Origin of the sequence: Streptomyces sp. NPDC093546, assembly GCF_044765045.1 — a bacterium.
In the GTDB taxonomy this organism is placed as follows: Bacteria; Actinomycetota; Actinomycetes; order Streptomycetales; family Streptomycetaceae; genus Streptomyces.
Genome location: NZ_JBIWJG010000009.1, coordinates 229,269 through 241,424, shown reverse-complemented (window position 1 = coordinate 241,424; position 12,156 = coordinate 229,269). Strand labels below are relative to the sequence as shown.

The 12,156-nt window shown below is 75.1% G+C and carries 11 protein-coding genes; 2 read left to right on the top strand and 9 right to left on the bottom strand.

Annotated features, from left to right (window positions below; translation table 11 throughout):
- Window positions 1-11: 11 nt before the first annotated feature.
- The 3 genes from ACIRNI_RS21395 to ACIRNI_RS21385 all read right to left on the bottom strand — a co-directional run bounded on the left by ACIRNI_RS21395 (window position 12) and on the right by ACIRNI_RS21385 (window position 4,723).
- Window positions 12-356 carry a hypothetical protein gene (locus tag ACIRNI_RS21395; protein WP_403553215.1) on the bottom strand — a complete coding sequence of 115 codons (345 nt, stop codon included), beginning with the start codon at window positions 354-356 and terminating at the stop codon, window positions 12-14.
- Window positions 305-1,807 carry an MFS transporter gene (locus ACIRNI_RS21390; RefSeq protein ID WP_403553213.1) on the bottom strand — a complete coding sequence of 501 codons (1,503 nt, stop codon included), beginning with the start codon at window positions 1,805-1,807 and terminating at the stop codon, window positions 305-307. Before ACIRNI_RS21390 ends, ACIRNI_RS21395 begins: the two co-directional genes overlap by 52 nt.
- Window positions 1,808-1,954: 147 nt before the next feature.
- Window positions 1,955-4,723 (bottom strand): SpoIIE family protein phosphatase, encoded by a 2,769-nt coding sequence (locus ACIRNI_RS21385; protein ID WP_403553211.1) that lies wholly within the window; start codon window positions 4,721-4,723, stop codon window positions 1,955-1,957.
- 185 nt (window positions 4,724-4,908) lie between these two features.
- Between ACIRNI_RS21385 and ACIRNI_RS21380 the strand changes: the two genes are divergently transcribed.
- The gene (locus ACIRNI_RS21380; RefSeq protein ID WP_403553294.1) at window positions 4,909-5,655 is read left to right on the top strand and encodes a carbonic anhydrase; all 747 of its coding nucleotides are present in this window, start codon (window positions 4,909-4,911) and stop codon (window positions 5,653-5,655) included.
- 47 nt (window positions 5,656-5,702) lie between these two features.
- Here ACIRNI_RS21380 and ACIRNI_RS21375 read toward each other — a convergent pair whose 3' ends face one another.
- The 6 genes from ACIRNI_RS21375 to ACIRNI_RS21350 form a co-directional block, all read right to left on the bottom strand.
- On the bottom strand, window positions 5,703-6,335 hold the full coding sequence (locus ACIRNI_RS21375; protein ID WP_403553209.1) for an alpha-ketoglutarate-dependent dioxygenase AlkB family protein: 633 nt from the start codon (window positions 6,333-6,335) through the stop codon (window positions 5,703-5,705).
- Window positions 6,336-6,387: 52 nt separating this feature from the next.
- Entirely contained in the window at window positions 6,388-7,353 is a 966-nt protein-coding gene (locus tag ACIRNI_RS21370; RefSeq protein ID WP_403553292.1) for a serine hydrolase domain-containing protein, read from the bottom strand.
- A gap of 62 nt (window positions 7,354-7,415) precedes the next feature.
- Window positions 7,416-8,330, bottom strand: coding sequence for a DUF6895 family protein (locus ACIRNI_RS21365; RefSeq protein WP_403553207.1), 915 nt, complete (start codon window positions 8,328-8,330; stop codon window positions 7,416-7,418).
- Window positions 8,327-9,265, bottom strand: coding sequence for a DUF6895 family protein (locus ACIRNI_RS21360; protein ID WP_403553206.1), 939 nt, complete (start codon window positions 9,263-9,265; stop codon window positions 8,327-8,329). The genes ACIRNI_RS21365 and ACIRNI_RS21360 overlap by 4 nt, the downstream gene beginning before the upstream one ends.
- Window positions 9,262-9,963, bottom strand: coding sequence for a hypothetical protein (locus tag ACIRNI_RS21355; RefSeq protein WP_403553204.1), 702 nt, complete (start codon window positions 9,961-9,963; stop codon window positions 9,262-9,264). Before ACIRNI_RS21355 ends, ACIRNI_RS21360 begins: the two co-directional genes overlap by 4 nt.
- A gap of 12 nt (window positions 9,964-9,975) precedes the next feature.
- Window positions 9,976-10,161: a hypothetical protein gene (locus ACIRNI_RS21350; protein WP_403553202.1), complete on the bottom strand. Its 186-nt coding sequence runs from the start codon at window positions 10,159-10,161 to the stop codon at window positions 9,976-9,978.
- Window positions 10,162-10,419: 258 nt separating this feature from the next.
- Here ACIRNI_RS21350 and ACIRNI_RS21345 point away from each other — a divergent pair, with 258 nt between their 5' ends.
- Window positions 10,420-11,682 (top strand): hypothetical protein, encoded by a 1,263-nt coding sequence (locus ACIRNI_RS21345; RefSeq protein ID WP_403553201.1) that lies wholly within the window; start codon window positions 10,420-10,422, stop codon window positions 11,680-11,682.
- The last annotated feature ends 474 nt before the right edge of the window (window positions 11,683-12,156 follow it).

Genomic DNA, 12,156 nt, shown 5'->3' with positions numbered 1-12,156 from the left:
GGCTCTCCCTCCTAGGCCGTGGCGGCCGGGGCCTCGGTCAGCGACCACCAGTCGAGCTTGAACTCCCGGGCGAAGTCCGGGTGGTCCTCCCAGTGCCGGGCGATGCCCCGCAGCACGTCCCAGTTCTGCTCCAGGGCCTGGTCGATGACGCCGCGCAGCTGGGGCTCGGCCGTGGCCCGCCGCTCCACGAGGCCCTTCACCGCCGCGGCGGCCAGCGCGGTGTTCCGCAGCGCGCGCAGGGCCCGCGAGGTGTCGTCCATCCCGAAGCCGTGCTCGCTGCCCGTCTCGGGGTCGAAGAGCGGCGTCAGCCGCGCTTCCACGAAGGCGTTGATCCGGTCGAAGTGCCGGGCGTCCATCGGGGCTCCTTGTCTGCGTTCACCGGGGTCGACGCCCGAGCATAGACGCCCCGGCCGCCCGGGCCGGCGGCCTCCCCCGAAGCCCGGGCCACGACGAGGAGGAACGCTCCGCAGGCCGCGACGAGCAGCCAGCCGGGGCGGGACGCGTGGGCGAGGCCGCCGGGGCCGGCGCCGGTGACCAGCCCGCCCGCGACGGCGACCCCGACCGCCGCGCCGACCTGGCGCGCGGTGGAGGTGACGGCCCCGGCCACGCCGGCCCGCGAGGGGGGCAGCCCGCTGACGGCGGTGTTGGTGAGCGGCGCGTTGGCGAAGCCGAACCCGATGCCGATGAGCAGGTGGGCGAGGAGCAGCAGCGGGACGCTCGTGTCCGTACCGGGGTACGCCATGCACAGGCCGCCGGCGGCGGTGAACGCCCCCGCGAGGACGAGCGGGCGGCGTGGTCCGCGCCGCGCCACCAGGCTGCCGGACCAGGGGGCGCAGACGGTGGCGCCGAGCGCCATGGGGAGGGTCGCGGCCCCGGCTTCGAGCGGCGTCCAGCCGCGGGCGTGCTGGAGGTGGAGCGTGGTGAGCAGCAGGCTCACGTTGAGCGCGACGAACACCGCCACGGCCCCGAGCACCGCCGTGGTGAAGCGCGGCCGCCGGAAGAGCCCGAGGTCCATCAGGGGTTCGGGGCGGCGGAGTTCGACCCGGACGAACGCGGCCGTCGACGCCGCGACCGCGGCGTAACCGGCCACGGCCCACGGCGAGGCCCAGCCGATTCGAGGTCCCTCGATGAGGACGCCGACCGCGGCGCACAGGGCCGCGGTGAGCAGGACCTGGCCGGGCAGGTCGAGCCGCCGTGTGCGCTGCCCGTGGGACTCCGGTACGAAGAGGGCGACCAGGACGAGGGCGGCGACGACGACCGGGGCGTTGACCCAGAACACCGAGCGCCAGCCGAGCGCCTCGATGAGCGCTCCCCCGGTGACCGGGCCGGCCGCCATGCTGAGTCCGAAGACGGACGCCCACACGCCGATCGCGCGGGCCCGTTCGCGGGGGTCGGGCATGGCGTTCACCACGATCGCGAGGGCCACGGGGCTCAGCATGGACGCGCCGACGCCCTGCACGGCCCGGGCCGTGACGAGGAAGCCGAGCGAGGGGGCCGCCGCGCAGGCGAGGGAGGCGACCGCGAAGACGGCGAGCCCGGTCCGGAGGACGCGGCGGCGGCCGAAGCGGTCGGCGAGCGCGCCGGAGGCGATGAGGAGGGCGGCCAGGACCACCGTGTAGGAGTCCACGACCCATTCCAGGCCCCGGGTGGAAACACCCCCCAGGCCCCGGCCGATCTCGGGGAGGCCGACGTTGACGATGGTGGTGTCGAGCCCGACGAGGAACATGCTCAGCGCGCAGACGGCGAGCACCGTCCAGCGCCTGCGCGCGCTCAGTGGGGGCTGTTCAGCCAGGGGTGTCGTGGTCACGGGGCACGCCTTCCGTCCGCCGGATCCGTCTGCCGGATTCCTCTGCCGGCTCATGCTGGACCGGGCGGCGGCGCGGGCCCAGCGGCGTTGCCGTCACGGCAACAGGCGTTGTCGAGGGCCTGGAGGGGACAGGGCCGGGCCGGGACCTCAGATCGGGTCGGCGTCCAGGAGGTCGAAGAGCAGCGCTCCCTCGGCGGCCGTGTCCGGCCGGGTGGCGTCGGGGGGTGGCTGTTCGGCCCAGATGACCTTGCCGTGGCCGGTGTAGCGGGTGCCCCAGCGTTCGGAGAGCTGGGCGACGAGGAACAGGCCGCGGCCGCCCTCGTCGGTGGTGGCGGCGTACCGCAGGTGCGGGGAGGTGCTGCTGGTGTCGGAGACCTCGCAGGTCAGGCCGCGGTCGCGGAGGAGGCGGACGTGGACCGGCGGGGAGCCGTAGCGGATGGCGTTGGTGATGAGCTCGCTGAGGATGAGCTCGGTGGTGAACGCCAGCTCCGACAGGCCCCACTCCTCCAGCTGCCGGGCGGCGTCGGCGCGTACCTTCGCGACGGCGCCCGGGTGGAAGGGGACGTCCCAGTCGGCGACCCGGTCGGGGCCGAGGGCGCGGGTGCGGGCGATGAGGAGCGCCACGTCGTCCTTGGGGTGGGCGGGCAGCAGCGCCTCGCAGACCGCGCGGCAGCTCTCGTCGGGGGTCCGGTCGGGTACGGCGAGGGCCTGGCGGAGCAGTTCGAGACCGACGTCGATGTCGCGGGTGCGGTCCTCGATGAGGCCGTCGGTGTAGAAGACGAGCTGGCTGCCCTCGGCGAGGGTGAGTTCGGCGGTCTCGAAGGGGATGCCGCCGAGGCCCAGCGGGGGCCCGGCCGGGAGGTCGGGGAACTCCACGAGCCCGCCCGGGTGGACGAGGGCGGGCAGCGGGTGCCCGGCACGGGCCATCACGCAGCGGCGCGAGACCGGGTCGTACACGGCGTACAGGCAGGTGGCGCCGGTCATGCCGGCGTCGGGCGGCCCGCAGGGCAGTTCGCCGTCGAGGGGGTCGCGGTCGTCCTGGTCGATGCGGCCGACGAGGTCGTCGAGGCGGCCGAGGATCTCGTCGGGCGGCAGGTCGAGGGTGGAGAAGTTGTGCACGGCGGTACGCAGCCGGCCCATGGTGGCGGCGGCGTGCAGCCCGTGGCCGACGACGTCGCCGACGACGAGCGCGACGCGGCTGCCGGGCAGCGGGATGACGTCGAACCAGTCGCCGCCGACGCCGGACTGGGCGGGCAGGTAGCGGTGGGCGACCTCCAGGGCGCTCTGCTCGGGCAGGGCGCGGGGCAGCAGGCTGCGCTGGAGGGTGACCGCCATGGCGTGTTCGCGGGTGTAGCGGCGGGCGTTGTCGATGCAGACGGCGGCGCGGGTGACCAGCTCCTCGGCGATGGAGAGGTCCTCGTCCTCGAAGGGCTCGGGCTTCTCGGAGCGCCAGAAGTTCGCCACGCCCAGCACCACTCCCCTGGCCTGGAGGGGCACGGCGATCAGCGAGTGGATGCCGTACGCGACGATCCGGCCGGCCCGCTCCGGGTCCTGCGCCTGCCAGCCGGGGGCGCGGGCGAGGTCGGGCACCAGCTCGGCGCGGCCGCTGCCGTACCCGCGGGCCTGCGGCGTCGACGGCTTGAAGCCGATCATCTTGCCGCGCGGGTAGAGGGGGTGGTCGTCGCGGATGCCGGCCACGGCGGTGCGGCGCATGTCGGCGCCGGTGCCGGTGGGCTCCTCGCCGCGCAGCACCGCGTCGGCGAGGTCGACGGTGACGAAGTCGGCGAAGCGCGGGACGGCGACCTCGGCGAGCTCCTCGGCGGTGCGGACGACGTCGAGGCTGGTGCCGATGCCGACCCCGGCGTCGTACAGGAGGTTCAGGCGCCGGGCGGCGCCCTCGGCGCGGCCGCTGAGGGCGCGGAGCTCGGTGGTGTCGCGGACGGTGGCGACGGTGCCGGCGGGGCCGCCGTCGCGGTCGGTGGCCCGCTGGTTGACGGCGAGGAGCCGGTCGGCGGCGAGGACGACCTCGTCGGTGGCGACGCGGCCGGAGGCGAGCAGCTCGGCGACGCCCGGGTCGAGGCCGGGCAGCTCGCGGATGGGGCGGCCCTCGGCGTCGGGGGGCAGCTGGAGGAGGCGTCTGGCCTCGTCGTTGGCGAGGAGGAGGCGCCCGTCGCCGCCGACGATGACGACGCCTTCGCGCACGGCGTGGAGGACGGCGTCGTGGTGTTCGTAGACCCGGGTCATCTCGGCGGGTCCGAGCCCGTGGGTCTGGCGGCGCAGCCGTCCGGCGACGAGGGCGGTCCCTGCGGTGGCGAGGGCCAGGCCGGCCGCGCTGGTGGCGAGGATGACGGGGAGCTGGCGGTTGACCAGCCCGGTGACGTTCTTGACCTGGAGCCCGGCGGAGACGAGGGCGATGACCCGCCCGTCGCCGTTCCGTACGGGAACGATGGCCTGGACCTCGTCGCCGAGGGGCCCCGCGACGCTCTCGGTGTGGACGCGGCCGGCCAGGGAGGGCTCTATGGTGCCGACGAAGCGGCCGCCGATCCGTTCGGGCTGCGGGTGGGTGTAGCGGGTGCCGTCGGTGTCCATCACGACGATGAAGTCGACCCCGGCACGCCCGCGGGCGGCTTCGGTGAGCGGCTGGAGGACGGCGGAGGGGTTGGGCGCGGCGAGGGCCTCCTCGATGCCCGGCGCGTGGGCGAAGGACTCGGCGACGGCGACGGAGCGGTTGCGGGCCTCGCGGTCGATGTCGGCCCGCGACTGGAGGACGAGGGCGAGGACGGCGCCGAGGACCAGCAGCACGACCAGCGCCACTTGCAGGACGAAGACCTGCCCCGCGACGCTTCGCGGGCGCCTGTCGGCCAGTGACCGAACCGAGGCTCCACGGAATCGGTCGCGAACGGTGACCACGCTCATTTGTAACACCGCATCCGGGGGCGGGACCATGGGTGACCTTGTGCCGCCGAGCGGACACATGCGGTCAGCGGAGTCCAGGATTCGCCCAACTCCCGGCCAACGGTGGTCAAAGACGACCGAAGACACCGGTATCGCAGGCCTACCGTGCGGCCGTGACCTCGATATCGAAGGACGGCACGGCAGCACTGGACGCCACCCGGAGCGGGGGCGCGCGGCACCGGTTGACGCGGCGCGGAGTGCTCCGCGGCGCGCTGGGCGGAGGGGCCGCGCTCGGGGCCGCCTCCGGCCTCGGCCTCGCCATCACCGGGCCGGCGGGCGCGGTGGGCACGGCCGCCGCCCCGGCGCGGCCCACGACCCCCGCCGCCGCGTTGCGCGAGCTGACGCGGGGCAACCGGCGCTGGCGCACGCGGCACCAGACGCATCCGCACGAGGCGGCGGCCGACCGGGTGGCGGCCGTGTCCGGCCAGCACCCGTTCGCCCTGGTCCTCGGCTGCATCGACTCGCGCGTCCCGCCGGAGCTCGTCTTCGACCAGGGGCTCGGCGATCTGATGACGGTGCGCTCGGCGGGTGAGGTGCTGGACGAGGCGGTCCTCGGCAGCGTCGCGTACGGCGTCCTGGAGCTCGGCATCCCGCTGGTGATGGTGCTGGGGCACCAGTCCTGCGGCGCGGTGACAGCGGCGGTGCGGGCGGACGAGACGGGTGAGGAGTTGCCCGCGCACATCGCGTACGTCGCGGAGCAGATCCGTCCGGCGATCGACCGGAGCCACAGCGGCCAGGCCCGCGTCGACGCGACGATCACCGCGCAGGTCCGACTCGTACGCGACCGGCTCGGCCGGGAGCCCGATCTGGCCGACGCGGTGGCGGCGGGCCGGCTGGCCGTCGTGGGGGCGCGCTACGAACTCGGGAGCCAGCGGGTCCGCCCGGTCGCCTGAGCCCGAGGGGGCACAGGGGCGGGTTCCGCAGGTCCTCGGGGAGGGGCTCAGCCGACACCCCGCGGCCGGAACTGGATGCTGATCCTGGGTCCCACGTCCCTCGTGGTCTTGGGGATCGCGTGCTCCCACGTGCGCTGGCAGGAGCCGCCCATCACGACGAGGTCGCCGTGGCCGAGGGGGAAGCGCAGGGACGCGGCGCCGCCGCCCCGGGGCCGGAGCGCCAGGTCGCGCGGCTCGCCCACCGAGAGGATGGCGACCATGGTGTCCTGGCGCGAGCCGCGGCCGGTCCGGTCTCCGTGCCAGGCGACGCTGTCGCGGCCGTCGCGGTAGTAGCACAGGCCCGCCGTGGCGAAGGGCTCGCCCAGTTCGGCGGCGTAGTACGTGGAGAGCGCGGCGCGGGCCTCCTCCAGGACGGGGTGCGGCAGGGGGTCGCCCTCGCCGTAGAAGGCCAGCAGGCGCGGGACGGTGACCTCGTGGTCGTACATCTGCCGCCGTTCGGCGCGCCAGGGGACGTGGGCGGCGAGCTCCTCGAAGAGGGCGTCGGCGCCGGTCAGCCAGCCCGGGAGCAGGTCGATCCACGCCCCGTCGGTCAGGGCGGTGCGCCGCACGCCGGTGAGCGGTCCGAGAGCGGTCTCGTCGCTCTGGTCGAAGAGGGAGCCCTGCATGTGGTGCCGTGCCATGGCACTCAGCGTAAACCTGAACCGAACACATGAGCTATTTTGACCCCTGCCTCTACGGCGGGTCCTGGAGCAGTGCGTACGCCGTCGCCACGAAGGGGTCGCCACCGCGGTGGCGGCGGGTGCAGAAGGCGGCCAGCGCCGTGCCCGTGTCGGGGCGGAAGCCGATGAACGCCTGCTGGCCGCTGGTCGCGCCGGCGTGGAAGTACAGGGGGCCCTCGTCCGTGGGGTGGCGAAACCAGGTCAGGGTGTGCACGTGCCGGTGCCCCCACCCACGCCGCAGGACGGGGCGGAGCACCGCGCCCAGCGCCTCCGCCAGCGGGGTGGCGGCGGGCCGCAGATGGGCCTCCACGAAGGCGAGGGCGTCGTACGGGGTCGTCCGCACGGCCCCCGCCGCCTGGAAGCCGCCGATGAGGAGCGGGGGCACGGGGGTGGCGGCGTCGACCTTGTGGCCGGTGGCGTCGGTGCCCGGCCCCTCGGGCCGCAGGGCGGTGTCGGTCAGGCCCAGGGGGCGCAGGACCCGGCCGGTGAGCAGCTCCTCCCAGGGGGTCGCGGTGGCGGCCGCGAGGGTGTGGCCGAGGACGGAGACGCCGAAGTTCGAGTAGCGCCAGCGGGTGCCGGGGCGGTGGCGCGGGCGGCTGCGCAGGAAGGCCCGCACGACCCGCTCGGGCGGGTAGCCGGCGTAGGGGTTGGTGGTCCAGTGGGGCAGGGCCTGGCGGTAGAAGTCGCGGGGCAGCGGGGGGAGCCCGGCGGTGTGGGTGATCAGGTGCGTGAGCGTGATCGCGGCGAGCCACCCGTGCCGGTGGCCCGAGTCCAGATGGGCGACGGCCGGGTCGTCGCCGGACAGCTCGCCCGAGCGGACCAGCTCCGCCAGCAGCAGGCCGGTGTACGGCTTGGAGGCCGAGCCGAGCTCGTACCGCAGCAGGTCGCGCGGGACGGGGCCGGGCGGCGCGGTGCCGCCGCAGCGCACGGTGCGCCGGCCGTCCCGCGAGTAGGCGACGACGGTGTCGGGGGCGTCCATGGCGCGGACGGCCTCGTCGAGCCGCGCCCGCACCTCCGTGTCGTCGCGGAGCCCGGTCGCGGTCACGGCCCGGCCAGCCGCGCCAGGGCCCGCGACGTCGCCAGGACGGAGGCGAAGGCGGCGACCAGGGTGGAGTGGTACACGACGTCGAAGACCTCCTCGGGATCGCCCTCGGGCATGTCCCGCACCGCGGGCATCGCCCCGTCGGGCTGCTGGGCCGCGGCGAACGCCTCCCAGGCGGGCGCGTCCAAAGTGGGCTCGGGCAGGCAGGCGTCCACCACGAGCAGCTCGCCGAGCAGGTCCCAGCGGCGCAGGTCCACCCAGTCGTCCAGCCAGACGGGCAGCCAGAGGGCCAGGTACGCGGCGAGGTCGGGGGGCAGGCCGCCGGGGTTCTCGCCCCAGTCGGTGAGGTGGAAGACGGTGTGGGTGATGTCGTATCCGACACGGGTGTCCACGGTCCACGGCTCGGGGGTCCGCCCGAGCCAGGTGCGCGCGAGGGCCTCGGCCTCCGGGACGCGCGGCTCCAGGCCGAAGCGGCGTTCGTACGCGGAGAGGCAGAGGCGCCGGACGGGCTGGGTCTCCAGGGCCGCCGAGCTGCCGAGCCGGTGGTTGAACCGGGCCCACTCCTCCAACTCGGGGTTGCGGTACCCCAGTTCCCGCAGCGGCACATACACCTCGAAGGGGATCGGCGACAGCGGCTCGGTCCGCTGGCCGCGCACCAGCATCCGGCCGCCGTCCAGGACTTCGCGCCAGGCGTGGTCGAGCAGCTTGCGCGCGAGGTCGGCCTGGCGGGAGCCGGCGACGCCTTCGCGGAACAGCACCCTGCAGATGACGGCCAGTTCACCGACCGGCTTGAAGCGCTCCAGGAAGCCGACCTCGGGCGCGGCGTCCGGTTCCAGGCGGAAGCCGTCGCGGTGGGCGTACAGCCACTCGATGGCGCCCACGCCGACGGTGTGGATGAGGCGGGTGCTCGTCATGGGGCCGCTCCCTGTACGACTCCCCCTGCTCCGACGCGCGCGAGGGTCAACGCCCCGGCGTACGCCGCCATCAGGGTGGAGTGGTAGCAGTGGAGGAAGTCGCGCGGCACGGGCCGCCCGTGACGGCCCGCTCCCATTTCGGGGAGGGACCCGTGTTCGTCCTGGGCGCCCGCCACTGCGGCCCACCCGGCCTCGACCACCACCGGGGCCGGGGGGCGCGGCAGACTGGCCGCGATGGCCAGCAGTTCACAGCTCAGGTCCCACTGCTCGTCCTCCAGGCACGTGTCGAGCCAGGGCGGCAGCCAGGTCTCCACGTAGGACGCCACGTGCGGCGGTACGCGGTCGACGGCCCGGCCCCAGTCGGTGAGGTGGAAGACGACGTGCGTGAGGGTGTAACCGGCGCCCCGCTCGAACGTCCACGGTTCCGGGAGGCCGCCCAGCCACGTCCGGGCCAGCTCCTCGGCCGGCTCCGCGTGCGGCGGCAGACCGCTGCGGCGCTCGGAGTTGAGCACACCGAGGCGGCGGTTGGGGAGCAGTTCGAGCAGCCGCCAGCCGCGCGTCCGGGCGATCGTGGAGACGAACTGCTCGTACCCGTGGTGCCGCAGACCGGCGGAGGCGAACGCGGCGTAGATCTCCAGGGGGTACGACGCCCAGGGCTCCAGCCGTTGGAGGTCGACGAAGAGGGCGCCGTCGCGGGTCTGTTCCCAGGCGAAGGCGAGGAGGTCGGACGCGGCGCGGTGCAGGGGGGTGCCGGGCGGCGTGTGCCGGGTGACACAGACGCACACCTGGGCCAGTTCGCCCAGCGGCTTCCAGGTGCGGTTGACGTCGGTGGTGGCGTCCAGCGCGTGCTCGTCGAGGGCGAAGCCGAGCCGCTGCTCCGACACCCAGCGCAGGGCCGCCTCGGCGACGCCCCGGATCTCGGCGGGCGGCGTCACACCGGCGCTCCGGCGCGCAGCAGCCACGCGGCCCGCAGGTGCAGGTCCACGCGCGGGTCGGTGCCGCCCATGAGCTCCACGAACTCCAGGCCGCGCTCGAGGCCGAGGGTGTCGGGGACGTCGGGCAGCAGCGTCAGCCAGCGTCCCGCGGCGGCGGCCTGCTGCCAGTCGCGGCGGCGTACGGCCCGGACGAAGCCGCGGGCCACGTCCACCGGTCGGCGCGCGGCCGCACGGAACACGCCGGGCTCCCTCCCCGGCTCGGCGGGCACGGCGAGAGCGGCGAGGACGGCGAGTTGATGGGTCAGCACCTGCCAGGGGGCCACGTCGAGCCAGGCGGTCGACGGCTCGTCACCGTCGGCACCGCCGGCGGCGCCACCGGCACTGACGAGCCGTCGCATGGCCCAGTGGCTCCATCGCGTGGTCGGCGCGGCGTCGGGGGTCGGCGGGAAGGCGCGTACCGCCTGCTCGAAGACGGCGAGATCGCCGGCGTCGGGGGGCGTACGGAGTGCCACGCTCGGCAACAACGCGTCCGCGCCGAGCACGCGTACGGCGGCGAGGCCCAGGCCGTCGTCCCCGACGCCGGAGACGGCGGCCGGGAGGACACCGACGTGGTCTCCGCTCCGAAGAGCGGAGACCACCTGGGAAGTGAGATCCTGCACCACGCCCGTCAGACGGGTGGGTGCTCCGGGCTGCTCCATTCAGCCCCTCCCTCAGCCCTTCTTGGGCCGGGGAGTCGGAGGCGCAAGCAGGACCTGTCCCGCGCCGGCCTGGACGGCCAGCGCTGCGCACTCGCGCGTGTCGCGGTAGAACCCTTCGGCCTCCGCCGGATTGAGTGCGGACTCGATATCTGCGTCCAGGACCGTCCGGTCCCGGAGCTCCGACTCGATGACTGACATGCCACCATCCCCTTCACAGGAGGAATGCAGACTTCCACCTCTAGTGGACCGCAGTCGGGCAAAAGGTGCAAATCAGCTGAAACGGCAACCACATCAGCCCTTTGAAGGTGTGCGCTTCAACCACCGCTCCGGTCTCTTCGCCGACACCGTCACCCCTCTTCTGCCCCTCCCGGATGGCGCAATGGGGCGATATGCCCCTTAGATGGGGCAACGACACGGTGTGTGCCTCACCGAACGTTCGGCGAATGGAGCCGCGCCATGACCACCGACCATCCGACAACTCCCCCTACCCCTCCGCCGGTAGGCCGCCCGGACGCGCCGCCGACCCCGCCGCCGGTCTCGCCCGCGGCCTCACCCCCGGCCGCACCGCCGGCCTCGTCGGCGCCGGGTCCCGAGAGCCCGCCTCTCCCGGCGTTCCCGCCGGCCTCGCAGACGGCGGCCGCTCCGGCCGACGCGCCGCCCCCGGCCGCCGCCCCGGCGCCACAGGCGCCTCCCCCGCCGGAGGTCCGCGAACTCCAGGAGGCCCTTGCGCCCCGGGAGGCCCCTGCGGCCGAGGACACCCACAGGTCTCAGGACACCCGTGGGTCTCAGGAGCACGCGGCCGGGAAGCCGGCCGCCGACGGTACCGACGAGCCCATACGCACGCTGCTGTGGACCGCGGCCACCTACCGGCCGCTCGAGGAGGTCGCCGCGCTGGTGAGCCTGCTCAAGCGGACCAAGGAGGTGTCCAGCCCCGGCGACGAGGCGCTCCGCGCGGCCGCCGTGGCCCGGCCCCTGGAGGAGGTCCGGCAGCTGGTCGCCATGCTGGGGGAACCTCCGCACAATCTCGACGAAGCGGGGACGACCCTGCGCGCCGCGGCCGTCGGCCGGCCCATCGAGGACGTCGCCCAGCTGGTGGACATCCTCGGTACGGAGGACGGCGGAGGCTGGCCGCGAAGCGGCCGGGAATCCGAGGACGCCCGGCGCGCCGAGGGCGCACCCGCCCCCGACGGCGCCACCACCGCCGCGCCCGGCGCCCTGGGCGCGGCCCCGGCACCCGGCAGCGGGCCGGCGCCCGCGCCCGCCGCCCAGCGCCGTACCACCACGCGGCGCGGCGACAACGCGGCCTCCGCGGCCCTGCGTTCCCCCCTCCGCTCCCCTCTGCGCTGGCCCGTGGCCTTCGTGCTGCTCGTCTGCGGACTGCTGCACCTGCCCACCGATCTCGTCGCCCTGCGCTCCGGGGGCAGCGCCGGCCTGCTGTCCTTCGCCGTCACCGTGCTCTGCCTGGGCGTGGGCGGCTGGCTCGTCCTGCGTGACACCGCCCGCGTCTGGGCCGCGAGCGCGGCGACCGGCGTCGGAGTCGTCGCGCTGCACGCCGTGGCGGGCGTCGGGCACCTGAACCTGCTGGAGGGCAGTCTCGGCGGCGCGTACGCCTGGGCCGGCGCCGCGTCCGTGGCCTGCGCCGCGCTCACCACGGCACTCGCCGCCTCGGCGCTGCTGCGCAGGCCGCGAGCCGCCGACGCGCCGACCGGCGGCGGCTGACGGGGGGAACCGCCTCGAAGGTGGAACGGGCTCCGGGCGCCTACGCGACCGTCGCGCGGGACACGCCCCGGTGCCCGTTCCCCGTCCGGCCGGCGGATCGGGTGCCGTAGAGGGCGAACGCCGTGTTGACCAGGGCGACATGGCTGTACGCCTGCGGGGTGTCGCCGAGCCGGCGGCGCCGCCGAGCAGGGCCGCGAAGCAGGCGGGTGAGTCGAATGCGGGGCAGGCACAGTCAGTCGATCGCCCCGTCCCTGCCGACGAGTGCCGCAGGATTGACCGGACAAACTACGTGTGCTAAGGCTGGATATTCAGCAGGTCATTTCCTGGCAGGCATCTCTCAGGAAGAGGCCCATCGTGTCCTCGTTCCCGGCCGGCCGTCGCCCGGCGCCTTTCGCTCCGCACCCGCTGCGGCGGGCGACCGACTGGCCCGCCGCCGCGGGTGCCCGGTGCCGTACCTCCGCGGCGCCCCCCACG